Genomic DNA, 26949 nt, shown 5'->3' on the forward strand with positions numbered 1-26949 from the left:
CCAATGATCAATAACCAATGACAAATAACAAAGGACAAATGACCAATGCCAAAATTTTCTCAGATTTCCAGTATTTTTGCTTATCGATTAGGGTTGTTATTTTTTCTGGTAGTAGGACTTTTTGGTTGTGGTAACGTCACACAATCTGGTTTTGGTGTGGGGAATTTGCGTATTGGTAGTAACGTTACGCCAATTCGGGAGATTAAACCAGAGCAAAACAACCAGGCTACAGTTTATATCCAAGGTAAAGTAGAAAGGCAAGTACCCCTAGCAAAACGCTGGGCGTATCAAATTGATGATTCCACTGGCAAAATTTGGGTGGTGACCAATCAAACTAAGTTGGCGAAGGGAGACCAAATAGTGATTAAAGGTAAAGTTCGCTATAAAAGCATACCCCTTGCTGGTAAGGAGTTTGGCGAAGTTTATTTAGAAGAAGATTCTTAAATTTGGGACGAATTATATAACTTATATAAAAATTTATGGAAAATCAGCAGGTACAGGTTGCGATCGCAATTCTCTACCAAGACAACAAGTTTCTTATGCAGCTGCGGGATAATAACCCGAATATTCTTTATCCTGGCTACTGGGCACTTTTTGGTGGACATATCGAGTCTGGAGAAACGCCAAATATTGCTGTTAAGCGCGAAGTTTTAGAAGAAATTGGCTACGATTACCCAAAGTTTTCAGAATTTTGCTGTTATTGGGATGATAAAGTCATCCGTCATGTATTTCATGCACCGCTATTAGTGGATTCAAATCAACTCGTGTTAAATGAAGGCTGGGACATGGGCTTTTTAACACCAGCAGATATTCGCCAAGGTACTTGTTACTCAACAATTGCTGCTGAAGTCAGACCTTTAGGGCCAATGCATCAGCGAATTATGTTGGATTTTATAGAAAGCAATCTACATTGTGAAGCGTAAAGATTTGGAATCATATAAAGGGTCAACAATTGTAGAGACGCGATGAATCGCGTCTTTACTCACGAGTCATTCAATTATTACCCCTTCCAGGAGTTCCGTAATTTTGAATTTTGAATTTTGAATTTTGAATTGATTTGTCCCCAATCCCCCGGAGTAACCACTAATGCAATCACTCAACAAACTACCGCGATGGTTAAATATAGGATTGGCATTTCCTATTATTATTCTTAATGGTTGGTTATTACTTCAGGTTGTGCAATATTTTCAACCTTTAGTAAGTATTTTTGTTGCCGCTGTCTTATTAGCTTTTGTGTTGAATTATCCCATCCAATTTCTGCAAGAACGTGGGGTAAAACGTAACTTAGCTATTGGCGTAGTTTTACTTTTAGCTGTGGTGATTTTAGTCGCTTTAGGTATTATCTTAGTACCGCTGATTATAGAACAGCTGAATGAATTAGCGAATATTCTTCCCTATTGGGTTGATTCTGCTGGTGAACAAATCCAGGCTTTTCAAAATTGGGCGGCGACACAACAACTTCCTGTAAATTTGTCTGGTATAGCCACGCAAATTTTGGATAGATTTTCTAACCAACTGCAATCTTTTACCGGCAGAGTTGTTAGCGTTGCTTTTGATACTATTGGGATTGTTGTCAATGTGCTGCTAACAGTAGTTTTGACTGTCTACATGGTATTAAATGGCAAGCGTTTATGGGATGGAGTTTTTCAGTGGTTTCCACATCATATTGGCCCAAAAGTAAGAGAATTTTTAAGAGAAGATTTTCATAATTATTTTATTGGTCAGGCTACATTAGGTGCAGTGTTAAGTGTAGCGATGACTTTGGCATTTTTCTCGCTACAAGTTCCCTTGGCGCTACTTTTTGGAATTGGGATTGGCTTTTTCTCCCTCTTCCCTTTTGGTACAGGTATAGGTATCACTATAGTTAGTTTTTTAGTAGCATTACAAAATATTTGGTTAGGGGTAGAAGTATTAGGAATAGCAGTAGCAATTGACCAAGTAAATGCTAATTTTATTGCCCCTCGAATTCTTGGTAATTTAACAGGCTTAAATCCTGTATGGGTAGTAATTTCTTTACTAATAGGAGCTAAGTTAGGCGGAGTATTAGGTTTATTAATTGCGATACCCATCGCTAGTTTTATTAAAGATTTAGCAGATGGCTGGCGTGATGGTGTATTTACTCAAGTAATTGTATCGAATGACAATATCAAACATCATTCACCCGTTGAGGTAGGGGAATAATAACAATTCAAAATTCAAAATTCAAAATTAAGAAAGCTGAATTTTACAGGTGTTTAAAAGTTTGCAGCATCACATAAAATTAATGGTAGGGGTACAATATGTTGTGCCCCTACCCAATGTTGAATTCTTCTTATATAGCTGTTCTCATCCTAGTGAGGTACAAGCAAGAATAATTAACCGCAGATAAATGCAGATGGAAACAAATAAATTTGTACTTCACTAGACTAGGAAACGCTATAATTGCCTGTTTATTATTATGGTTTTTGGGTGGCGATCGCTAATTTTGCCCCCTGTACCTGGCGTAAATTATCCATGACAGCCACCACTTGACCGTGACTAACTCGTTCATCGGCGTTGATGATTACCAGTGCTTCTTGCTTATCAGCCATCAATGTACGCACTTGGGCTGATAACACATTTAGGTCAACTTGTTGGCGATTGACGCTAATTTTTCCCGTTGCGTCTACTGTGACATTAATCGGTTCGCTGGATGCTTGTTGTTGTGCAGAAGCAGCTTTGGGTAAATTAACTGGTAAACCTTCCGACCGAGTTAAAAACAGGGTTGACATGATAAAAAATGTCAAAATCGCAAAGATGACATCAATCATCGGTACGATATTAATTTGGGCTGGTAAATCTGGTTCATCGGGTAGGCGCATAGGGTTTCTCTCCTCGTTCATAGCGACGGCGGTAAAGCAATTCTAACTGACCTCCATACTCTTGAATCCAAGCGATTTGGCGCATATAGAGTCCCCGAAAGGTATTGGCAAAGAAAAGTGTAAAGATAGCAACTACTAATCCTGAAGCTGTAGAGACTAAGGCTTCACTAATCCCACTAGTTACACCTGATGTTTTTGTACCACCAACATCACCAATATCTAAGGAAGCAAATGAGGTAATTAATCCTAAAACAGTACCGAGAAGCCCTAATAAAGGTGCAAGACCAATGATAGTATCAAAAATGTTTTGAAAGCGCTTAAGTAAGGGAATTTCGGCTTGAGATTCGCTTTCTAATGCTAAACGAAATTCCTCTGGGGTTGGTTCTTCCAATTCTAAAGCGGCGAGAAAAATTCGCGACATCGGTAAATCAGAATTTTGTTGCAACTTATCTAAAGCACCAACTACATTATCTAGGCGATAAAGTTGTAATACTTCTCGCACTACGCGATTTTGGCGAGTATTTATCTTAATCCAAAACTTCACTCGTTCGATAATTAGCGCCACCGCCAACACCGAAAAACCTAGTAGCGGCCACATGACCACGCCGCCAGCCGTAAATAAGTTATTAAATGACATTTATTATTTTTCTACTCCTCAACTCTCTTAAAGTAGCAAACTGCTATAGAAATTCTATTGCAGTTGTGAAATAAATCGGTTTTGGCTGTTGACTGTTGACTGTTGACTGTCAACAACCTGACATAAAATATTTCACACATCATTTTAAGATGGCTATATGATAACTCTCAAGACATTACTGTGAGTTAATGTATCTGTCAATATTTGACAATATGTCAAAGCCAGATGATTGATTTTTTACCTGGAATTTGTGTTTAAGCAAAGAGTTGAATTACGAACTACGAATTACGAATTACGAATTATTTTTTAGTTGTCCATCTTCCATATAAATAATGCGATCGGCAATATCAAGGATGCGGTTATCATGGGTAACTAGCAAAATTGTACAGCCTTGTTCTTTAGCTAATTTTTGCATTAACTCCACCACATCGCGTCCTGACTTTTTATCGAGTGCGGCTGTTGGTTCATCTGCTAGTACAATTTTAGGATGGCTGACTAAAGCGCGGGCGATCGCAACCCGTTGTTTTTGTCCCCCAGAAAGACTTTCTGCGTAATAATCTACACGGTGTCCTAATCCTACACTTTCCAACATGGCGATCGCTTTTTTGTCGATGTTCTCATGCAGAAACTCATCATGTAACTCTAGAGACATCCGTACGTTTTCTTTAGCTGTCAAAAATGACATGAGATTATGGGCTTGAAAAATATACCCAATCTGGCGGCGTAGCTTAGTTAACTGCTTTTTACTAGCACCGCAAATTTCTTCCCCTAAGATTGTTAAACTACCTGATTGTGCCGATCGCAGTCCACCCATCAAAGTTAACAAGGTAGTTTTACCTGAACCAGAGGGGCCAGTCATAATCACAATTTCGCCAGCTTTAATTTCTAAATTAATATCAAATAAAACTTGTTTTTTTAGAGAACCTTCACCGAAGTAATGGTTGAGGTTATTAATATTAATGACTGGTTTTAAAGCTAAAGTAGTGGATGTAGTTTCGGGGAGCATAAATATTAAATAAGAGTCAAGAGTTGTCGGTGAGACGCGATGAATCGCGTCTGTACAAGAGTTAAGGAAATTAAAAAATATCGGCGGGGTCGGCGGCGCGTAATTTTCGCATGGCGATCGCACCCGAAAAAGTACACATGATGATGGTCAAAATAAAGACTGTGATTGCCCGTTCTACTTTCATGAAAATGGGCAATAATGTTGCAGCGTAGGTTAGCTGATAAAGTCCCAGTGAAAGGAAAAAGGAGGGTAAAAAACCTAAACAAGCTAAGAATAATGCCTCTTGCAACAGCACTCCTAATAAATAGCGATCGCTATAACCCATTGCTTTGAGGGTGGCGTATTCTGGTAAGTGTTCGGAGACATCGGAATACAGGATTTGATAGACAATTACAATCCCAACAATAAACCCAACTCCTACACCCAAGCCGAAAATAAAGCCAATACCAGTACCATTGGCCCAGTAACTTTTTTCAATCTGGGCAAATCCTTCAGTAGTCAGAACTATGACATCATTAGGTAAACCTGCGGCTAATTGCGATCGCACTTGTTCATGATTTGCGCCAGGTTTGAGAGTAATTAACCCAACTTCAATTTGATCGGCTTTGCGGTCAGGGAAAAGTTGTAAAAAAGTAGAGTCACTAGCAATTACATTCCCATCCGCAGCAAAGGAAGCACCATTACTAAAAACACCTTTGACATTGATACCTTTACCATTTAATTCAGTTTCAAATTTGCCTGTTTGTTTCAAAATAGTGGCAATATCCCCATATTCCGGCCGTCCTGCTTGGTCAAACATGACTTGATATAACTGTTTCAAATCATTTTGATGTTGCTGAACTTCTGGGAATAAAAAAGCGGGTTTTGCTGGATCAATACCCCACACCAAAATTGCACGATCCAGTCTTGTTTGGGGATTTCGCCATTGTCCGGTGCTAATATAAACCGAATTTACCGACTGCACACCGTCATAACTTAATGTTTGATACAATCGCTCACGAGAAAAGCTTTTAACTGAAAATAAAGTTTGAAATTGCGGATTAATTAAAACTAAATCTGCCTGTAAATTACGATGAGGTTTAACGGCTGCATCAAACAGCGCCCCTTCAAAACCTAACTGAATAAACATCAGCATATCGGCAAAAGCAATACCTGATACTGCTATTGCCAAACGAGTTTTTTCTTTCATTAACTGCCGCCAAGCTAGCGGAGTTTTGCGGAAGAATTTAGACAACATCTAGAAATCATTCCTTAATAAATTTAGGACTTACGCAAGTGTCATGTTTTTTTCGTTTAGGTTTGTCAAAGGTCAAATGTCAAGAGTCCAAAAAATCTAAATTTTTGACCCTTGACTCTTGACTCTTATACCAGAGGATCATTGTGCCAGTTACGTAAGTCATGAAATTGCTGTTCATCTGCTTGTGCTAATTGGCGTTGTCGCATTAATAGAAATAAAGGCAAGCCAAAGGAAACGCCAACTAAAAGATTACAAAAAACATAAACCCAGAGATTTTGCATTTTTAGCCGTGTCCCTTCCCAAAATATCAATGTCCAAAAAGTTAGGGAGGAAACAATCACATCCATGCCAAAAAAACCAGAAATTTGATTAGCAAATAGCTGTTGCCAAAATAGTTTGATATCCAGCCCATGTTCTAAAACAAAAGGTAGAAATTGGGAGTAAGGTAAAACGAAGCCCAGAATACAAAGGAGAAGATAGATAACTTGAATCATGATGACATTCACCTTCGATAATTACTGATTTCCGGAATATTTCGCCAAAATTCACTTTATATCGAACATTCGTTATCCTTTACGGCAAACAAACTTTATAATTCAATAGCTGTCTGTACTTGCAAGTTCGTAAAACCAGCAACTCGCTTGCTATCTTCTTTGTTGAGACGAATTTTTACCTCAATCACTCGGCTATCGAGGTTTTCTCCTGGTTGGTTGCTGAAAACATTTTGCCGATTTACCTGCAAGCCAATCTGAGAAACCTGACCACGCAGTTCACCAGTAAATGCTTGACCGCTAATTACTGCTTGTTGCCCCAGTTTGACTTTGTTAATATCGCTTTGATAAACTTCTGCAACTGCAATCATTTGGTCTGTTTGGGCAAAGTCTGCAATCCCAGAATCCCCGATTTTCTCCCCAGCGCGGTAATGTATTTTGAGAATTTGTCCAGTTGTGGGTGCTTTAATGTAGGCTGCGGTTAAGTCAGTTTGGGCGCGTTTGAGAGATGCGATCGCATTTTCCACTTCCGTTTGGGCTGCAGCGACATCCACAGGACGAACTTCGGCAATACTGTTAAGTGTGGCTTTGGCTTCCCTAATTTGCTTGTTACCAGTAGCGTTAATGCGGTTAAGCCCTACTTTAGCTTCGGCGATTTGTCTCTTCGCAGTAGTATTGATGCGGTTGAGAACAGCTTGGGCTTCATCTAGTTGCTGTTTGGTGGTTTCTACACTCAAACGCTTACTATCAAATGCAGAATTAGAAATCGCCCCATCTTTATATAACTGTTGGTAACGCAGATATTCGGCTTGGGCGTTATTTAGTTCCGCTGTCAGTTTTTTAATTGTCGCAGCTTGGGCGATGCTATCTCCTTGCCATTGTGCCTCTAAACGCGCGATCGCTTCTTCTTGACTTTGGCGATCGCCAATTGATTGCGCCTGTAAACGTTCCACAGTAGCTTGCTGCGCCTGAATTTCACCCGTTTTCGCCCCCGCTTTCACTTGCGCGAGTTTAGCTTGGGCGACTTGTACTTGTTTTTGCGCTTGTAGTACCGCAGTTTGCAAGCGATCGCGTGAATCTAAAATTGCGATAACTTGCCCAGCTTTCACGCGATCGCCTTCTTCAACTAAGATTTGGGCAATGCGATCGCCATCTAAAGCTAACGGTGCAGACAACTTTATTACTTCAGCCTCTGGTTGTAGTCTCCCTAAAGCAGTTACTTTCTGTACAACTGGCGCAGTTGGAACCATTTCCGATGAAGCTGTTTTACCCAACTGTCCAAATTGAGAAACAGCATAAACAGCAATTGTCCCTGTAATCGCAGTAGCCGCAATTACTAATGCAATTACCCCTTGATTTTTTGGTTTTAATAACAGCCGATAACTCATACCATTTTAGATTTTGAATTTTGCGGAAAGTTGCGTGCGGGGGTTCCCCCCGTTGAGCAAACTTTTCAAGACGGATTTTAGATTTTGTAGAAAGTTACATCGAGGACATATAAATATTCTTCCCCATTACCCATTACCCATTACCCCTCCCCAACCACCAAATACCCCATCAACATTTTCCCCAACAATGCACATTGTTCATGAAAATCAATATTTTCATCACCCCATAATTTTTCCAGAATTAAACCATTGACAAAACTCAATACAAAGGAAGCCAAAACCGGATCTTGAATACCTAAGAACTCATAAACAGCTTGTTGATATCGTTGATTAGTACGCTTCAATACACCGCTACTTTGGATAGTTTTAGAATCTTGATGCTGACAAAAATCAACCCAGATATAAGTCCACTTAATAAAATAATCTTCGTTTTTTACTAAATATCTTGCCAATACTTCCATCGACTCTGGTATTGATTTTTTTTCTCCTAACTCTGCTAATGCTAGCGTCACATCTTGCTGACAAATTTCTTCTAGTAATTGCTCAAATAAAGCTTGTTTACTGGGAAAATAGTGATACAGCGTCCCAGTAGAAACCTTTAAACCTTGAGCAATTTGCCTCATAGTGATGGCACTGTAACCTTTTTGGGCAAATAAATCGAAGCACTTGCCGAGCAGTTCCTTACGGTATTGTTCATGATCAACAATTTTGGGCATAAGTGAGCTTATTTATATCGAACGCTCGTTATATATAACGATACAATCCTTAACGCGGAGTTGTCAAGATACTGCCTTAGTTTTGGGTTAAGGGGGAAAAGGCGAAGAAAACACTAAAGTTTCCACCCAATAGTTGTCGGTTAAGGGGGAAAAGGGGAATGGTAAAAGGGAAAGAAAAAACCTTTAAAATATATTTTGCTTTATATGTTAAGGATAGGAATTGAAAATTTATTATCTTGCTTTTACCAATAAATTAGCCAAAAAATTTATTCTTTTCTTTATTAAAAAATCGTTTTATTTGGCAAATTTTAGGGAAGTATAAGCTGGATAACAACTTCCTATAAAATACTGTTTCAGGCTATGAGACTGGCAAACAATACCGACACACATCCATTACCCCTGTTACCAGGCTATGAAATTCTAGAACAACTTTATGTGGGTAATCGGACAAAAGTTTATCGAGGAGTGGAAGAGTTAAGCCAGCGTCCTGTAGTGATTAAATTGCTGCAACAAGATTATCCCAGCTTCCATGACTTGTTACGTTTTCGTAATCAATACACAATCGCTAAAAATCTTCATCTTCCTGGTGTGATTTGCCCCGATTGTCTCTTACCTTATGGCAATGGCTATGCACTGGTAATGGAGGATTTTGGCGGTATAGCGTTATCAAAATATACACAAACTCATAAATTAAGTTTATTAGATTTATTGGTGATCGCGCTGCAACTAGCCGATATTCTTCATGAGCTTTATCAGCATCGGGTAATTCATAAGGACATTAAACCCGCAAATATCCTAATTCATCCAGATTCCAAACAAGTCAAATTAATTGATTTTAGTATCGCTTCCCTATTACCGAAAGAAAACGAAGAAATCAAGCACCCCAATGTATTAGAAGGCACATTAGCTTATATTGCACCAGAGCAAACCGGGCGGATGAATCGGGGCGTTGACTACCGTACAGACTTTTATAGTCTAGGTGTGACGTTGTTTGAATTGTTGACGGGAGAATTACCTTTTACTAGTAACGATCCTTTAGAACTGGTGCATAGTCACATTGCCAAACCTGCACCCAGGATAGACGAAATTAATTCAGAAATACCAGAAGCGATCGCGCAAATTGTCGCTAAGTTAATGTGTAAAAATGCCGAAGACCGCTACCAAAGTGCTTTAGGCTTAAAATATGATTTGGAAATTTGCTTAGAACAGTTAAACCAAACAGGACATATTCAACAGTTTATCATTGGGGAACGGGATATTTGCGATCGCTTCTCCATCCCCGAAAAACTCTATGGGCGAGAAGCAGAAGTTCAGACACTATTAGATGCTTTTGGGCGAGTCAGCAGTGGTAACTCAGAATTACTCTTAGTAGCTGGTTTCTCTGGAATTGGTAAGACGGCGGTTGTCAATGAAGTTCATAAACCAATCGTCCGCCAGAGAGGCTATTTTATTAAAGGTAAATTTGACCAGTATAATCGTAATATCCCCTTCTCTGCATTTGTCCAAGCATTTCGGGATTTAATGGGACAGTTGCTTTCAGAATCGGATATCCAACTACAAGCATGGAAAGCCAGGATTCTTGAGGCTTTGGCAGATAATGCCCAAGTAATTATTGATGTCATCCCGGAATTGGAATGTATTCTTGGTATACAACCACCTGTAGCAGAACTATCGGGTACGGCGGCGCAGAATCGGTTTAATTTGCTGTTCCAGAAGTTTACTCAAGTTTTTACCACTCCCGAACATCCCTTGGTGATGTTTTTGGATGACTTGCAATGGGCAGATTCTGCATCTTTAAAATTGATGCAGTTGTTGATGAGTGAGAGGGAACAGGGGTATTTACTGCTGATTGGGGCTTATCGGGATAACGAAGTATTTCCCGGACATCCGTTAATGCTGACTTTAAACGAAGTCAGCAAAGTAAAAGCTACAATCAACAGAATTACTTTAGCATCTTTGAGTAGAAGTAGCCTGAATCAATTAGTGGCAGATATGCTCAAATGTGCTGAAACCTTGGCACAACCTCTAGCAGAATTAGTCTATCAAAAAACCCAAGGGAATCCCTTTTTTGCCACACAATTTCTCAAAACTCTGCATCAAGAGCAATTCATCACCTTTAATATTCAAGCTGGACATTGGCAATGTAATATTACTCAGGTACGCGAGGCTGCATTAACCGATGATGTGGTAGAGTTCATGGCCAAGCAGTTGCAAAAATTACCTGATGAGACTCAAAATATCCTCAAACTGGCAGCTTGTATTGGTAATCAATTTGACTTGAATACTCTCGCCATTGTCTCGGAAAAATTGCCGCAGCAGGTAGCAACTGACTTGTGGCAAGGGTTGCAGGAAGGATTAATTTTACCCATCAGTGAAACCTACAAGTTTTTTCAAGGGGATGGTTTAAATGATAACTATACTGATGCGATTAGCGTTGCTTACAAATTCTTACACGATCGCGTCCAGCAAGCTGCTTATTCCCTGATTCCCCAACAAGAGAAACAGGTTGTACATCTGAGCATTGGTCGTCACTTATTAAACCATACATCTGCTGAACAATTAGAGGAGCAAATTTTTGATATCGTCAACCAATTGAATATTGGCTGTACGCTGATCAATGATACCCTAGAGCAAGCAAGGCTAGTAGAGCTAAATTTAAGAGCCGGACGAAAAGCGATCGCTACCACTGCCTACGATACTGCTACCTATTGCTTAAAATATGCCTGCGATTTACTACCAAGTGATAGCTGGCAAACTCAGTACGATTTGGCATTAGCTTGCTACAGTAGCGCGGCTGAAGCTGCTTATCTCAATACCGATTTGGCACACATGGAAACTTTGGCGGAAATTGTCTTGCAACAAGCTCGTACTTTGTTAGATGCTGCCAAGGTATATGAAATTAAAATCGATGCTTACACAAGCCTTGGTGAATTTACCAAAGCTTTAACCACGGGTTTAAACTTTCTCCAATCTTTTGGGATTGAATTTCCCAGTCAGCCGAATAAACAAGATTTTGCTGATTTTCTCCAGCAAACCCGACAGCAATTAGCAGGACGTTCCACAGATGAGCTGTTAAACTTACCTGTGATGACTTCGCCTCAATTCCAAGCACTGCTGCAAATCTTAGTTAAGATTAGCCCAACTACATACTTAGCATCTCCACCCCTGTATCCCTTGATTTGCTGTCAGCAGGTGCAGCTATCCGTCACCCACGGTAATATTCCCGCCTCCAGCTTTGGATATGTGGTTTACGGATTATTACTTTGTGCTGTAGTTGGTGATATCAAAACAGGTTATGAATTTGGTCAATTAGCTTTACAGTTATTAGATAAATTTAATAATCAGGAATATGCCGCTAAAGTTTTATACATGACCAATAAGTTTACTGTTCACTGGGTGAAAAATGCGGCGACAACTTTACAACCATTACAAGAAGCCTATACCCTGGGACTAAAAGTTGGCGATCTTGCTTATGCTGGCTATTCTGGTTATACCTACGCCTTTCATGCTTATTTTGTCGGTAAAGAACTCACAGCCTTAGAAACAGAATGTCAGGCTTACAGCATAGGCTTGGCAAACATCAAACAACAAGCACTTTTAGGCTATTTGCATATCGTCCATCAAACCGTTGCCAATCTCTTAGGAAAATGTGAGAACCCAATTAAATTAGGAGGCACAATTTTTGATGAAGGGGTAACTTTAGCCAATCTGGAAAAAGCCAACGACAAAACGGGGTTATGGCATTTCCATATGTGCAAAGTAACTTTAACCTATTTATTTGAGTGCCATGACCAGACATTTTATCATTGTCAACAAGCAAAGCTAAATGCTGGCGGCGGTACTGGGATGTTGAATGTACCAACACTGTATTTTTATACAGCTTTAGCCTGTTTCACCCAGTTATCAGCAAATTCTCAGACAGATGAGTTATGGTTATTAATTGCGGATGCGAAAGAAAAGCTGCAAAATTGGGCTACCTATGCACCTATGAATTGCCAGCACCGATACGATTTGATTTGTGCTGAAGAACAGCGTGTTTTAGGACATCCACAACAAGCAATAGATTTCTACGATCGCGCTATTTCTTTAGCTCAAGAAAATGGCTATATCCCAGAACAAGCGATCGCTAATGAACTTACTGCTAAATTTTACCTTGGTTGGGGCAAAGAAAAAATTGCTGCTGTCTATATGCAGGAAGCTTATTACTGCTATGCTCGTTGGGGAGCGAAAGCAAAAAGTAACGATCTAGAACATCGCTATCCCCATTTACTGCGCCCAATTCTGCAGCCAGTTTCCCAACCCCTGAACCTGTGGGAAAGCTTGACAAGCACAATTACACAAGATATTTCCCTGAATACCTCAGAATCTAGCCTGGGTCATAACACAAACATCAATAACGCTATTGATATTGCCACTATGATCAAAGCTTCTCAAAGTCTATCTGCCACTCTACAACTTGATGATTTACTACATCAACTCACAAAAATTATTTTACAAAACTCCGGGGGCGATCGCTGTGCTTTAATCTGTCCTAATGGCGATGGTGAATGGCAAGTTGTCGCTATAGCTACACCAGAAACTACACAACTTTGTTCAGAACCACTCGATGGTAATCCTAATCTACCTGTGAAATTGATTCAGTATGTCAAGAACACGCAACAAATCGTAACGATTGACAATCTCAAAACGGATTTACCCGTTATAGATGAATATCTGATTCGTCAACAACCAAAGAGTTTGTTATGCTTGCCAATTATTAGCCACGGACAATTAATTGGCATTGTATCCTTAAAAAATCGCTCAACTAGCGGCGTATTTACTAGCGATCGCATTTTCGTGCTTAACTTCCTCTGCACTCAGGCGGCGATTTCTCTAGAAAATGCCCGACTTTATCAAAAAGCACAAACCTACGCCCAAAAACTCGAACAATCGCAACTGCAAATAGTTCAGAGTGAAAAAATGGCATCTTTGGGTAACTTAGTCGCCGGTGTCGCCCACGAAATCAACAACCCCATCGGCTTCCTGAATGGCAGTATTAATAATGCCCAAGAATATGTCCAGGATTTACTCGACTATATCGCCCTATATCAACAATATCATCCCGATGCTGCTCCACCTGTGCAAGAAAAGGCTCAAGACATTGATTTAGAATATCTCAGTGAAGATTTACCAAAATTACTTAATTCCATGCAAGGTGCAAGCGATCGCATTCAGTCTATCAGCACCAGCCTCCGCACCTTCTCCCGTGCTGATACTGAGTATAAAGTCAGGGCTAACCTGCACGAAGGTATCAACAGCACAATACTGATTTTGAAATATCGCCTGAAAGCTAATGATTTCCGTCCCGCCATTCAAGTAATTACCGAATATGGTCAGTTACCAGAAATACAATGCTTTCCAGGTCAATTAAATCAGGTATTTATGAATATCCTGGCTAATGCCATTGATATGTTCGATGAGATGGCGAAATATCAATCTTATCAAGAAATAGCAGCCCATCCGCAAAAAATCACGATTCGCACGGCAATGGGAGAAAATCAAGTTCTCATCTCGATTGCAGATAATGGTAAGGGAATGAGCGAAGATATCAAAGCGAGAATCTTCGACCATTTATTTACCACTAAAGGCGTAGGTAAAGGTACAGGCTTAGGATTAGCGATCGCCCGTCAAATTGTGGTAGAAAAACATGGTGGCAGCCTAGAAGTGCAGTCTGAGTTGGGTAAAGGCAGCGAGTTCAGCATTCAGCTGCCAATTTAAATAAGCCTTTCTCTAATCCTCCATCCCTTATTTTTCCGCTAGAGAGTGTTTCTTCATATCGTCTAAATTACAGACTTCTAAAGCTCGAGAATGAGTTGATGCAAGTACAACTGGGGGAGCAACGCCAGCTTCTAGCGCTTCTTGCCAACGAGCTGCACATAAACACCAGCGATCGCCTGGCTTCAATCCGGGAAAATTAAATTGAGGAACAGGCGTGCTGAGATCGTTTCCTTGAGATTTAGTAAATTCTAAAAATTCTGCTGTCATTTGAGCACATACAACGTGCATCCCAAAATCTTGTCCGCCTGTATTGCACAACCCATCTCGGTAATAACCAGTCATCGGAGAAGTACAGCAAATCTCCAGATTGGTTCCTAGTACGTTTTTAGCTTCCGCCATAAACACCTCAGCTTCAGTCACTTCATTCTGTTATTAAAGTAATACCAAATAGAGGGGCATGGGGCATTGGGCATGGGGCATCGGTAATTGGTAATGGGTAATGGGTAATTGGTAATTGGTAATTGGTAATTGGTAATGGGGATTTCTCCTCTTTTCCCCTCATCTTCCCAGTCCCCATTACCCCTTATCCCCAGCTACGGTGTATACACAAGTCCTAAAATCCTTGCCGCATAAGATGCAAGCCTTAGTAGGTAAGGTTTTGAGATTATCAATTAGATTGTCAATAGTCCTAACTTATTGATAAGCATTTAACGGAAAATCAAGGATTTAAAAAATAAATTTTCGTTCTTGTGCGTCAATTTGATTCCCAAACCAAGATGTGTATACACGGTAGTTATCCCCAGAGGGGGCCCCGAGTTCCCCAGTCCCCAGTCTCCAATCCCCAAACAGAGGTTCTAATCTACACACTAGATGCATAAGCAATTAACATTTGGAAAAGATGTAGCCTCTGCCATGTAAGGAATAAAATAGAGACTCTAAAGGCTTATTTCTTCAGGAATAGGTGATTTTGTACTTGCTAATTACGTATTTTTACTGTAGCAACACCGTGTAACATCCGTGTAATCTGGAGCGCAATGTCTTTTCATTATCTCAACCATTGTGAAATCCATCCTACAGACCTATTTAGAACAAGAAATCTGGGTATTAATTAGAGATAAATGGTATTTCGCCACAGTTATCGGAGTTTGGGATGATTTGTTGTGGTTCAAGCACAGAACTTACAACAAAGAGACAGAGGAGGATACTCTGTGGGAAATGATTGTCAAAATCAGTGAAGTAATTGCGATTGATAAAGTTCAGTCTGTTGTTAGCAGAAAACCAGACGTATTTATTTCTCGTCTACTGGAAACCGACAAAAATGTAACTAATCCTCAAGAACATGAAAGCTAGCTCTTGATATGTTCAGGGGAAAAGGTAATGGGGAAGGCGTAAAGACGATTTCGTAATTTCTCCTTTGTCTTCTAAATATCAATATCCGGAATTGATCAATTTAACTTGAAGTGTTAATTGTCTTTTTCATACCTTGTGTATGGCAACGCACCCAGGAATTCGTTTAGAATTTCTGGGTGCGCTTAGTAGGATTTTAGACATCCTATCCTAGGTTGTATTTTCCTGGTCGCTAAAAAAAATAGTTGAATAAAAATTAAGTAGTGTGAAATTTAGGAGGACTTAAATGGGATTGAGCGAAGAACTCTTGAACCCAAACAAAAAAGATTTGCTTGTGGATGACTGCTGCACGATGATCGAAAAACAGATTGCTTCAAAGTCAGGTTTAGGTGGTATGGCCCTCAAAACTGCCTTTGCTGCACTTAAGGGGGTTAAACCAGGATATATCCCTTACGTTGTTGAGCAGCTGCTACCGCAGTGCTTTACAGCAATCGATCCTATCTGGAGTGAAGGGGTAGAGAAAGGCGATCCGGTAGATTACTTGGTTGAAAGCCGCTCTCGCGCAGCTGATGCACTGCTGAGTGTTACCGATCAGAGGGTACAAAAGAGTACTCGCTCCATTGTTCGCGGAACTTATGACAAGTTTCGCGGTTCTGCCAAGCAATATGTTGAGGACGCAGTGCCAGATTTTGCTCAGGTTATAGGTAAGCACGCTCAGAACTAAGCAAATAATTAGTAATTCGTAGTTTGTAATTCGTAATTAAATTAACTACTAGCTTACCTAAATGGGATTGGGCATTGGTCAATACTTGTCGGTTAAGGGCAAAAGGTGAAGGAGAAAAGGGGCTAGAAAAAACCTTTAACCCTTACCCTTGCACCATTTCCCCAAACTAAATTCCGAGTTGAAAATCCTTAACCGAGCAGTATTGGGGCATTGGTGACTCTTCCCCATGCCCCATGCCCAATGCCCCATGCCCAAAAACACCATCTGAGCATATAGTGAGCACAAAGGTGAGCACTTTTGCCCAATAAACTTACCTACGCTAGAGACAGGAAATAAATAGCGGTAGGTAATTTATATGACTCAAACTTTAGAACGCCAAGCTGGTGGCTTATATATTCAAACTTCCAATCAACAGCAAATTGCTTTTCCCCTTAAGCACACGGAAGTACAAGCGCAAGTAGCGGGCAATATCTCGCGGGTGGAAGTTACCCAAAGCTTTGAAAATCCCTTCACAACTACATTAGAAGCTGTTTATATATTTCCGTTGCCTGATGAGGCTGCTGTTGATGATATGCTGATTCGCATTGGCGATCGCACTATTCAAGGTAGTATTAAAAAGCGCCAAGAAGCACAGCAAATCTACGAGCAAGCTAAACAACAAGGACGCACGGCTGGGCTGCTGGAACAGGAAAGAGATAATATTTTTACTCAATCCCTCGCTAATATCAAACCCGGTGAGCAAATTGATGTGATTATTCGCTACACCGAAAGCCTAAAATTTACGGCGGGAAATTACGAGTTTGTATTTCCTATGGTGGTGGGGCCGCGTTACATTCCCGGAACAACCATTGAAGACAATACCCAAGGTGGCGGTTCGGCGGCTGCACCGATGTTGCAAAATCAAGATACTGACTTAGTACCAGATGCTTCGCGCTTGAATGCACCGATTTTACCTGCGGGTACTCGCTCTCGCCATGATATTAATGTCACGGTAGAAATTGATGCGGGGGTGGAAATTCAAGATATTTCCTCACCTTCTCACCAAATCCAAATCGCCTATGAGGGACAACGAGTAAAAGTAAAACTGGCAGGTGGAGATACAATTCCCAACAAAGATTTGATTTTACGCTACCAAGTAGCAGGCAAAAGCACGCAAGCAACTTTACTCACTCAAAACGACGAAAGAGGTGGACACTTTGCCGTTTATTTAATTCCAGCTATCCAGTATCGCCCAGAACAGCTGGTTCCTAAAGATATGGTGTTTCTGATTGACACCTCCGGTTCTCAAAGTGGCGCACCGTTAATGCAATGTCAGGAATTGATGCGGCGTTTTATTAATGGGTTGAATCCTGACGACACTTTCAGCATTATTGATTTTTCTGATACTACTCAGCAACTTTCACCTGTTCCCCTCCCCAATACCCAGCAAAATCGCGCCTTAGCAATTAATTACATCAATCAATTAAATGCGGGTGGCGGAACAGAAATGTTACGCGGGATTCGTGCAGTGTTGAACTTCCCTGTTACTGATCCCGGACGCTTGCGGAGTATTGTATTACTAACCGATGGCTATATCGGCAACGAAAACCAAATTTTGGCAGAAGTGCAACGCCATCTCAAACCAGGAACCCGCCTCTACAGCTTTGGTGCAGGTAGTTCGGTGAATCGTTTCTTACTCAATCGCATTGCGGAATTAGGACGAGGTATGGCGCGTGTAATTCGCTATGATGAACCAACTGATCAAGTAGTGGAAAAATTCTTCCGCCAGATTAACAATCCTGTCCTCGCCAACATCAACTTGCAATGGGAAGGTGATGGTGCATCCCCAGTAATGTATCCTTCCATACCACCGGATTTATTTGCAGAACAGCCGTTAGTACTATTTGGGCGCAAACCAGACAGCCGTGCAGGAAAATTGCATATTACTGGCATTGCTGCGGGTGGTACGCGCTACCAACACACCTTCCAACTGGATTTTACAGCCACAGGTAATCCTGCGATCGCTCAACTTTGGGGTCGTTCCCGCATCAAAGATTTGATGAATCAGATGGTGATTGGTGAAACTAAGCTAGGCGTTGAAGCTGTTACGGATACAGCCCTTACCTATCAACTGTTATCGCAATATACAGCCTTCGTTGCCGTCAGCGATGATGTGCGTGTTAATCCCAGCGAAGCTTCTGTTTCTGTGCAAGTACCTGTAGAAATGCCTGAAGGTATTAGCTATGAGGGCATATTTGGTAGTGCTGTAGCACCAATGATCAGTACTCCGTCTACTGCACCTGAGTTTCTGCAACGCCGAAGAAGACCTGAGTCTATGGCTCAATCAGCCCCAGCCCCCATATCTCCCCCTGTACCAATGGCAGAAATGCCACCAATGGCAAAACCATCTTTTGACGTGATGGATTTATTTAAAGTAGAAAAGAAAAAGGCTAAAAAGGAAAGTAATTACCCAATTCCAGGTGGAGGAAATTTTGGAACCACAGATGCAGAGTTGGAAGAATTGGCAGAGAAACTCTCAGAAATTGCACCTGTTTATCGTCCGCAAATTGTGAGTATCTCAGGATTGGATCAACAAATGCTTTCTCTGCTTACTCAACATTTACAATCAATTCAGTTCTCTACAATTTTCACTGGCAATTTAGTATTTGAGTTGCAAATTAGCAAAGGAAGGGTGAGACAGGTAGTGCTTGATGAGCAGTTGTCTTCTCTAAAAGAACATGAAGTAATTGAAAAAATCAGGCGATCGCTTTTAACTTGGCGAATACCCAGAATTTTTACAACCACAGTCATTCTCACAATTCAAATGCAACAAGTCTAAACTAGTAGTTCAACACACAAATATTGACAGATGTAGATTGGGAAAAGGGCAAAGGGCAAAGGGGAAGGGTTTTAAACCTTTACTCTTTTCCCCTTACCCTTTCCCCTGACTGTCAACACAACTTTGGCAGACTACTAAAAAATCAGGTTTTCCCGGTGCGATCGCATTATTTAGATTACGTCGTCAACCCCATAACATCCTGTGAGTCAGGGATCATACCCCCACCAGATATATCCTAGATTTCGCGGGCATAAGAAATGCCCAATGCCCACTGGTGTCAACTTAATGTGAAACCCGCTTGGCTGCAAGGTTTCGCCCTCACCCCCAGCCCCTCTCCCACCAGGAGAGGGGAGCAAGAGATTTAGTTCCCCTTCTCCCTGAGGGAGAAGGGGTTAGGGGATGAGGGCGCGAGGTATTTGTACAACGCCTGCCCTATATAGCTTTTAGCTTAAGTTGACACCAATGCCCAATGCCCCATGCCCCATGATATTTACTTCAAACTCCCAACACAATCTTGGAGTCGTTGGAGGAAGCTGTACTCACCATCGCGGAATATTCGCCGTTATAGTTGGTAAATGCCGATGGCGCTCTGCGAATATTAGACAGACGAATTTGCCAATCAGAAACTTCTTCGTAAGTAAGATGACGAGTATTGGAAGTAGTTGTCCATACCCCCCAAAGACAAGTATCTTCAAACTGCAGCATTCCTGTTTTACGTAAGTTACAAGATTGCGGAGTTCCGGGTAAGGGAATAATGCTGTAGCAGGAAGTTTGAAATTCTAATTTTGGGTTAATTTCTACTAGTTCATCCACCAGTTCCGAAATAGCTTCCTCCAGACGCAACAAGTCATCATGGTCATCATCTGGTAGCCCGATAATGATGCCATAAGTAACAACTGGTATACCAGTGCTAACTACAGATTTCATCAATGTACAATGCTCCTGCCAAGGTAGCAGTTTCTTATAAGCTTCTCGTCCAAAAACAGGACGTTCAGCCGGTATATAAGCCAAAGGACAACCAACTTTACCGTCCCAACCAAACAAGGCTGCAATTAGTTCTTCATCTGGTCGGAGGTCGCTGCTTTCATAGTTGCGTCCAGCACCGAGAGTTGTTTTCCGCAGTTCTAAACCATTGGGCCACATGAGAGTGATTCCCATCTCCCGCGCCCCATTGGTAATTTCCAATATCTCCTCTCGTCCTCCAGGGAACAATCCACGGGCGAGGAATTGATCGGAACCGATATTGATCGACACAGCCCCCGCCTGTTTCTGAATCTCTAACCATTTCAGGGCTGTAGCTGGAGACATTCTGCGAAAGCCAGTCCCGTAGGTGGGTGTCATGCAAAAATCACAGGTGCGATCGCATCCAATGTCTGCAACTAAGGAACCAACAGGTACAAATCCTTGGACGTTGGGGAGTGTCCCTAAGCATTCTTTTGCTACTTCCAAAGAGGGTAGCGCCCACTCATCAGGACTTTTGGCTTTAGTTTTGCGAGGATATTGTTGACCATCGGCGAGAATCACACCTGTGAGTTCTTCTCTTGGAGTTTTTCCCAGTACATAGTCGAAAATCGCCCAGTTTGCTCCGCCGGATTTATCCTGAACCACTGCTGTTGCGCCAGCTTTGAAGTAGTGGTGTGGTTCCGCTAGCGCATCCGAACCGCCAACCACAATGGGGCGATCGCCTTTGGCTAAATGCTCAATCAACATACAACTGACTTGGCGGTCTTGGGAGAAATTGACTGTAATACCCCAAGCGTCGAATGCTTCGGGGTCGAGGGCGGAAATTTTACCCCCGACGTATGTTTTCCGCAGGGTCATCCCTTTCCAGACAATCTCTCCAAACTCTTCACTATAATTGTCATCTCTGAGGTTGACCAAGCGGGCATCAAATCCACCAGCTTGCAAGTCAGCTAACAATACTTGCTTACTAATTAAAGAGCGATGTCTATATAAAGAAGTCCAATTTTTGCCGTCTGCATCGTAAAGTCCTGTTGCGGGCGGTTCAATCAGCCCAATTGTCGGACGCTTCTTGTTTGTCATAGTCGAGGGTGCAGTATGGGAGATAAACGCAGAGTTATTTTGCTGTGTCATATTGGCACTCTTGAAGGAACAGTTTGCAAGTTCAATATTTAGGCGCTCGCTAAAACTTTTATTTATTCCTCATCAAAAAAATAACTAAACCTTATATTGATTGCAGGTAAATTAAACTCTTTGGCAAAGAATTAAGCCAAACCATTGCTGTGGATCTGTCCAAGTTTTTACTGTTTTTAACCCTTGCATATCCAGTTGTTTTTGCATATTTGCTAAATCAAACTTCCGCGAGATTTCGGTGAGAATACTTTCACCTGCTTCAAAGGCGACTTTTAAATCTAAAATTTCTAGATTCACCCAATGCTTTTGTTGACAATGGAGATACATTTCAATTTGAGAATCAGCTTGATTATAGATAGCTTGATGGGTGAATAAGTCGATATCAAAATTACCCTGAAAACGCCAATTTAAATGCGAGAGCATATTTAAATTAAAAGCTGCTGTTACTCCCTGACTGTCGTTATAAGCTGGCTCTAAAATTTCTTTGGGTTTTTGCAAATCAATCCCTAAAAGAAAGTAATCGCCTATTTGTAATGTCCTTGAAATTTGTTTTAAAAATGCATGACAATCTTGTGGCTCAAAGTTACCCAGAGAACTACCTAAGAAAAAAATCATCCGCCTATAGGCGAATGTAGATTCTAGCTTGACTAATGCTTGTTCGTAGGTTGCTATTAATCCATTGATAGAAAATGTCGGATATTTTTGCTTGAGATTGAGGACAGTAGATTTGAGGATTCCTCCACTCACATCGATAGGTATATATTGACAATACTTAGCAATTTTTTGATAAGCATCTAACAAAAACAGTGTTTTTGTAGAACTACCACTACCTAATTCTACTAGTTCACAAACACCTGTAATTTGAGCAATTTCATCGGCACATTTCTTTAAAATTAAGGCTTCTGTGCGGGTTGGATAATATTCTGGTAGTTCACAAATTTGTTCAAATAATTCTGAACCGCGATGATCGTAAAAATACTTTGGCGGTAATTTTTTGGGAACTTGATTTAATCCTTGAATGACATCTGCACCATCTTGATTAATCAGATCATGGTGAATCTTAAGACTTATTAAAGATGTAACCGACATTTGTTTTTCTGAAGTACTGAATGTTGGACAAAATTACAGTTTTGGCTACTTTTCTACAGAAAAAGTAGACCTAAAGTGAAGTCATCTCAAAAATTTGAGTTTTTATAGCAATCCGTGCAGGAATTGCAAAATTACTTATGAAGCTAGGGAACAACCAACAAGTAGCAGCCAACAGAAAAGAAAAACTTACAAATGTACTCTGGCTTTCAAAAATGAAAGAAGATTCTTATACAAGCTAGAGTAAATACCCGTAATAGTATATTCACATTTAACAGATAAGGTCAAGTCAAAAATAACCACACTTCCGTGAAAAACAATTTTTCTGCATTTTTATTGATGTCAAAGTACCACTGAGAATGAGATTCAAATAATTTCGTGAATTGGTATTAGCAGAGGGAAGAATTGTTTTTTCTTACGCTGTTCTAAGAAAGTCAGGCCCCTTCTGTAACTAGCTCTTCCCTTCTTTGCACTACCAAGTCGATTTGTGCGTTCATTTCCGATTCTGTCTGAGATAAAGTCCCAAAAAAGTCGTAGTGATTCAAAGCTTCCAAAATGCCCCAAGTATAATCTCCCTGAGCAAAATAAACTTGTGGATAGCTACGCAACTTTTCCAGTTCTTGACTGTAGTTCCCCACAACGACAGCTAGAGTATTACCTGCAAGCATCGATTCATCATTTCCTGACGCACCTGCGACTAAGAAGCGTTTGATTGGCAATCCCCACTTCAAAGCACAATAACGGATGGCATCGCCTTTAGAAGCGCGGATGGGAACCAAATCGAGATACATATTGTGGCTATAAATACCTTTGACATGGAGCTTATGCCGTCGCAAATGACGCATAATTTCTCGGTAGCTCACAGATTTTTCTTCATCAATAAAGTAGCTAATCTTGAACTTACCTTGACCTTCTGAGGGTTGTAGCATCACTCCTGGTAGTTCTGCCATTGCTTGGCGCACTGCGTCTGGTTGCCAACGATAGCTAATATGTCTTTGCCAGTTCATATCCGGAATTACCTGGGGGCCATAGTAAATCTCGCTACCTGTGGAGACAATGAGCAAATCTGGCATAGGAAAGCGATATTCCTCTAGCATCTCTAAGGCGCTGTCGAGGTTGCGTCCAGTCGCAATACCTACTCCAGTGGTGTGACCCTCATTATTTAATCGCTCAATTAACTGTTGTAGTGCTTCTGGGTCACCTAAGAGAGTATTATCAATTTCACACACCAAAAAGCGATCGGCAGTGGGTAAGCGGTTTGTTTCCGGAATGTTCCAATCAGTGATGTTACTAGCTGGCCCTTGCCGAAAAGGACTGAGTAAAGATTGGACTCTTCTTTGCGGTAATTGACGCACATTTTCCAGATAGCGCTCTACGTGGGTATCCCAAGAGAAATTGTCACGTACCCGACTTAAGCCATTACTAGACCAACCCTGCCATTTTTCGGTATCAGTTAATGCTGTTCGCAAAGCATCTTGAATCTGTTTAATATCGAGGGGATCGATGAGCAGACCATTATCACAAGCTGCGAGAATATCCCTTGGCCCACCATCAGATGTGGCAATAATGGGTACACCGCAAGCTGTAGCTTCAATTAAAGTTAAACCAAATGGCTCAGTTAATGCTGGATTAATAAAGACTCCCCGGGTTTTTGCCAACAATCGATAGAGTTCTGGTACTTCATCAGCACCGTGGTGTTTGGGATAGGCGATATAACCGTAAAGGTCGTAACGGTCTATCAACTGGAAAATTTCTGTGAGTACCTGACGCGGCCCTGATTCCATCGTAGTGATGTCATCTCGGTTACCTAAAACCAAAACTAAATTCGCGAGCTGACGCAACTGTGGATCTTCCCCATAGGCTTTCACCAAAGTACCAACATTTTTCCGAATCGCTGGACGGGAAAGCGCCATAATCATCGGCTTTTGCGGGTCTTGGAGAAATCGCTGCAAATCTTGATAAATAGGCGGTTCCTGCCAATTTTCCGGAACTGGGTAGAAGCGTTCGAGTGCTACTCCTGGCGCAATGACAACCATCCGTTGCGGCTGATAGTGGTCGTAAATGCCATACTGCTGTGTAACTTCTTGATTAGTACTAGCAATAATTAATGCTGCACTAGCAAGAGTAGTTTCTTCCGCTTCAATTCTGGTAGCCATATGAAAATAATTTTCAATGACTTCCGGCTTAGTTCCCTGTTCTAACAATCGTTGTTGTTTCACACGTCCCAGGGAGTGACCAGTATGCACTAGGGGGATACCTAACCACCCCGCCACCCGACAACCAACATATCCTGCATCGGCATAATGGGTGTGAATTACATGAGGTAATTTACCAATTTGACGCAGATGTTTGAGTAATTCATCTGCGAAGTTATCCAAATGAGGCCAAAGAACTTCTTTGCGGAGATAGCGACGCGGGCCGCAGTTCAGACGAATAATTTGAGCTTTGTCAGAAAGAACTTCTACAGGTTTGGCGTAGTCAGGACTGACTTTTGGGTCGTTAACTAAACGAGTAACTAGGTCTACACGTTCAACTTGAGGGTGTTTCGCTAAGGCTTGAGCAAGTTCCACCACATATTTTATTTGCCCGCCTGTATCAGCATCTCGTCCTAATTCTAAATTGTGACCCCGAATTAACCCATGAACGCTGACTAGTAGAATATACAACCCTGAGCTATGTGACATAGTGCATTCCTCGTCATGACTGCATTCCAGCCTAAGAACAGCATCTATTACAGATAACTGTTAATCGCTACAGGTAAATAAAATTATCCAGGTATTTGCAGATTATAGAACAGATTTACTGTGAGGATATCAGGGGATACAGCAACTTGGCGTTCCTCCAACTGGAAATTGCTGGCTCCTTGACTCAGTTTCAACAGTGAAAATCCACAGCAAAAACAGCCCAAACAGGCTCTGAGTATAAGTGTATAGAGAAACCCATAATGGTATTCATAGAGTATACTCAATGATTCACTGTGGAGATTTCTTAGCCAATTCATCATCAATTAGATGACACCAAGTAGTTAGAATGTTATCTCGGCAGCATTAGATCAGGCTTATCTAAAACGTGAAGCTATTTGTTTATCACACCCCGGAATTGACTCCAACAGATCAAGCCCCAGAATGTGCGATCGCAGTCGATGTTCTGCGAGCTACTAGCACAATGGCTACAGTTTTGGCGGCTGGAGGCGAAGCTGTACAAGTGTTCAGCGATTTAGATCAACTCATGGAAGTCAGTGAAAAATGGCCCCCACTCCAACGGCTGCGAGCCGGAGAACGTGGCGGTGCAAAAGTCGCTGGCTTTGAATTGGGTAATTCTCCTCTAGATTGCACACCAGAACTTGTACAAGGGAGGCGCTTATTTATCAGTACCACTAATGGTACACGTGCGTTAAAGCGGATACAAGATGCGCCAACTGTCATAGCAGCAGCCTTGATCAACCGTGCTGCGGTAGTGAAATTTCTCCTAGAAAAGCAACCTGAGACAGTCTGGATTGTGGGATCTGGTTGGGAAGGTAGTTTTTCTTTAGAAGATACAGTATGTGCAGGTGCGATCGCCCATAGTATTGTGCAACATACTCAACTATCACCAGATGACATTGCTGGTAATGATGAAGCGATCAGTGCGATCGCTCTCTACTCTCAATGGCAAGATAACTTATTAGGACTTCTACAACACGCCAGTCACGGCAAACGTTTGCTGCGCCTTGATTGTTATGAAGATCTAAAATACTGTTCCCAAACCGATATTTTAGATGTGTTGCCTATACAGCAGGAACTGGGAGTATTAAAATCTCTTGGTTAATAATTATACCAATTTTAGATTTTAGATTTTAAATTTTGGCAGCAATGCCTTGCATGTGTTTTCAAGGCTATCAGTTCAGTTCCCAAACTTAATGGAATTGCCCTCGCGTCAAACGACGCGATTTTAGGGACGTTGTTCTCAACGTCTCTATACTATTGCAATTTGATTTTACTTTTGCTCTACAATACCAAAGCTCGGACTATTGAGCTTTTACGTGCTAATTAAGTAGCATTAGCATAAAATAATACATTATTTTAACTACTTAAATCAATATTACAAAGCATCTTCCACAGCTGTCGTGCTATTTGTCAACAGTTAGACTAGTAACCACAGGTAACAATCAAAGGAATACTATGATGAGTGACCGTGATTACACATTGATTATTGATAAAAGCGGCAGTATGTCCACTCCTGACCAAGCGGGTGGTAGAAATAGATGGGAGATAGCCCAAGAATCAACTTTAGCCTTGGCGAGAAAGTGCGAGCAATTTGACCCTGATGGCATCACTGTTTACGTGTTTTCTGGCAGATTTAAACGCTATGATGATGTGACATCAGCAAAAGTCGCGCAGATATTCCAAGAAAACGATCCGGCTGGGACAACAAATTTAGCTGGTGTACTCCAAGACGCACTCAATAACTACTTTAAGCGCAAAGCTGCAGGTAAAACCAAACCCAATGGCGAGACAATTTTAGTCATTACGGATGGTGAACCAGACGATCGCAAAGCCGTATTTGAAGTGATTATCAATGCTACCCGTCAGATGGAGCGAGATGAAGAATTAGCCATTTCGATGATTCAGGTTGGTTCAGATCCCCAAGCTACTAAGTTTCTCAAAGCTTTAGATGACCAGTTACAAAGTGTTGGTGCTAAATTTGATATCTGCGACACTGTAACTTTAGACGACTTAGAAGATATGAGTCTTGCAGATGTATTGATGAATGCGATTACAGATTAATCATATTTAATTCTGCCAGGGTTATCTAAATAAATTATGAGC

At 41.2% G+C, this 26949-nt stretch carries 20 protein-coding genes; 9 read left to right on the plus strand and 11 right to left on the minus strand.

The features are described from left to right. Window positions 1-45 precede the first annotated feature (45 nt). The 3 genes from AACU25_RS17270 (at window position 46) to AACU25_RS17280 (ending at window position 2181) form a co-directional block, all read left to right on the plus strand. On the plus strand, window positions 46-444 hold the full coding sequence (locus AACU25_RS17270) for a hypothetical protein (RefSeq protein ID WP_096577636.1): 399 nt from the start codon (window positions 46-48) through the stop codon (window positions 442-444). Window positions 445-479: 35 nt separating this feature from the next. After that, entirely contained in the window at window positions 480-923 is a 444-nt protein-coding gene (locus tag AACU25_RS17275) for an NUDIX hydrolase (protein ID WP_096577638.1), read from the plus strand. Window positions 924-1086: 163 nt separating this feature from the next. Continuing rightward, the gene (locus tag AACU25_RS17280) at window positions 1087-2181 is read left to right on the plus strand and encodes an AI-2E family transporter (protein WP_096577640.1); all 1095 of its coding nucleotides are present in this window, start codon (window positions 1087-1089) and stop codon (window positions 2179-2181) included. A gap of 254 nt (window positions 2182-2435) precedes the next feature. Here AACU25_RS17280 and AACU25_RS17285 read toward each other — a convergent pair whose 3' ends face one another. The 7 genes from AACU25_RS17285 to AACU25_RS17315 form a co-directional block, all read right to left on the minus strand. Continuing rightward, window positions 2436-2840 carry an ExbD/TolR family protein gene (locus tag AACU25_RS17285; RefSeq protein ID WP_096577642.1) on the minus strand — a complete coding sequence of 135 codons (405 nt, stop codon included), beginning with the start codon at window positions 2838-2840 and terminating at the stop codon, window positions 2436-2438. Continuing rightward, on the minus strand, window positions 2824-3477 hold the full coding sequence (locus AACU25_RS17290) for a MotA/TolQ/ExbB proton channel family protein (protein WP_096577644.1): 654 nt from the start codon (window positions 3475-3477) through the stop codon (window positions 2824-2826). Before AACU25_RS17290 ends, AACU25_RS17285 begins: the two co-directional genes overlap by 17 nt. Before the next feature lie 292 nt (window positions 3478-3769). Beyond that, window positions 3770-4483, minus strand: a complete 714-nt coding sequence (locus tag AACU25_RS17295; protein ID WP_096577646.1) for a DevA family ABC transporter ATP-binding protein — start codon at window positions 4481-4483, stop codon at window positions 3770-3772. A 70-nt stretch (window positions 4484-4553) separates the two neighbouring features. Continuing rightward, window positions 4554-5720: an ABC transporter permease DevC gene (gene devC, locus AACU25_RS17300; RefSeq protein ID WP_096577648.1), complete on the minus strand. Its 1167-nt coding sequence runs from the start codon at window positions 5718-5720 to the stop codon at window positions 4554-4556. Between the two features lie 125 nt (window positions 5721-5845). Further along, window positions 5846-6214 (minus strand): DUF2834 domain-containing protein, encoded by a 369-nt coding sequence (locus tag AACU25_RS17305; protein WP_096577650.1) that lies wholly within the window; start codon window positions 6212-6214, stop codon window positions 5846-5848. A gap of 95 nt (window positions 6215-6309) precedes the next feature. Beyond that, window positions 6310-7599: an ABC exporter membrane fusion protein gene (locus AACU25_RS17310; RefSeq protein ID WP_096577652.1), complete on the minus strand. Its 1290-nt coding sequence runs from the start codon at window positions 7597-7599 to the stop codon at window positions 6310-6312. A gap of 140 nt (window positions 7600-7739) precedes the next feature. Next, on the minus strand, window positions 7740-8315 hold the full coding sequence (locus tag AACU25_RS17315; RefSeq protein WP_096577654.1) for a TetR/AcrR family transcriptional regulator: 576 nt from the start codon (window positions 8313-8315) through the stop codon (window positions 7740-7742). A gap of 360 nt (window positions 8316-8675) precedes the next feature. Between AACU25_RS17315 and AACU25_RS17320 the strand changes: the two genes are divergently transcribed. Further along, complete coding sequence (locus AACU25_RS17320) at window positions 8676-14072, plus strand: ATP-binding sensor histidine kinase (protein WP_096577656.1); 5397 nt, start codon at window positions 8676-8678, stop codon at window positions 14070-14072. 27 nt (window positions 14073-14099) lie between these two features. On the opposite strand, the gene AACU25_RS17325 is transcribed toward AACU25_RS17320, so the two are convergent. Beyond that, window positions 14100-14471 (minus strand): DUF2237 family protein, encoded by a 372-nt coding sequence (locus AACU25_RS17325; protein ID WP_096577658.1) that lies wholly within the window; start codon window positions 14469-14471, stop codon window positions 14100-14102. 660 nt (window positions 14472-15131) lie between these two features. Between AACU25_RS17325 and AACU25_RS17330 the strand changes: the two genes are divergently transcribed. The 3 genes from AACU25_RS17330 (at window position 15132) to AACU25_RS17340 (ending at window position 18961) form a co-directional block, all read left to right on the plus strand. Continuing rightward, a complete protein-coding gene (locus AACU25_RS17330) occupies window positions 15132-15422 on the plus strand; it encodes a hypothetical protein (protein ID WP_096577660.1) in 291 nt (96 codons plus the stop codon). 283 nt (window positions 15423-15705) lie between these two features. Then, complete coding sequence (locus AACU25_RS17335) at window positions 15706-16143, plus strand: DUF6918 family protein (RefSeq protein WP_096577661.1); 438 nt, start codon at window positions 15706-15708, stop codon at window positions 16141-16143. 355 nt (window positions 16144-16498) lie between these two features. Beyond that, the gene (locus tag AACU25_RS17340) at window positions 16499-18961 is read left to right on the plus strand and encodes a VIT domain-containing protein (protein WP_096577663.1); all 2463 of its coding nucleotides are present in this window, start codon (window positions 16499-16501) and stop codon (window positions 18959-18961) included. Between the two features lie 495 nt (window positions 18962-19456). Here AACU25_RS17340 and AACU25_RS17345 read toward each other — a convergent pair whose 3' ends face one another. The 3 genes from AACU25_RS17345 to AACU25_RS17355 form a co-directional block, all read right to left on the minus strand. After that, window positions 19457-21055 (minus strand): radical SAM protein, encoded by a 1599-nt coding sequence (locus AACU25_RS17345; protein WP_321206593.1) that lies wholly within the window; start codon window positions 21053-21055, stop codon window positions 19457-19459. Window positions 21056-21166: 111 nt separating this feature from the next. Further along, window positions 21167-22144 carry an L-histidine N(alpha)-methyltransferase gene (gene egtD, locus AACU25_RS17350; protein WP_096577665.1) on the minus strand — a complete coding sequence of 326 codons (978 nt, stop codon included), beginning with the start codon at window positions 22142-22144 and terminating at the stop codon, window positions 21167-21169. 431 nt (window positions 22145-22575) lie between these two features. After that, entirely contained in the window at window positions 22576-24825 is a 2250-nt protein-coding gene (locus AACU25_RS17355; protein WP_096577667.1) for an HAD family hydrolase, read from the minus strand. 385 nt (window positions 24826-25210) lie between these two features. Here AACU25_RS17355 and AACU25_RS17360 point away from each other — a divergent pair, with 385 nt between their 5' ends. Both AACU25_RS17360 and AACU25_RS17365 read left to right on the plus strand, forming a co-directional pair. Next, window positions 25211-25948, plus strand: a complete 738-nt coding sequence (locus tag AACU25_RS17360) for a 2-phosphosulfolactate phosphatase family protein (RefSeq protein ID WP_096577669.1) — start codon at window positions 25211-25213, stop codon at window positions 25946-25948. Window positions 25949-26301: 353 nt separating this feature from the next. Beyond that, window positions 26302-26907, plus strand: a complete 606-nt coding sequence (locus AACU25_RS17365) for a vWA domain-containing protein (RefSeq protein WP_096577671.1) — start codon at window positions 26302-26304, stop codon at window positions 26905-26907. Window positions 26908-26949 lie beyond the last annotated feature (42 nt).

Source organism: Tolypothrix tenuis PCC 7101 (assembly GCF_963874875.1).
Taxonomy (GTDB): domain Bacteria; phylum Cyanobacteriota; class Cyanobacteriia; order Cyanobacteriales; family Nostocaceae; genus Aulosira; species Aulosira tenue.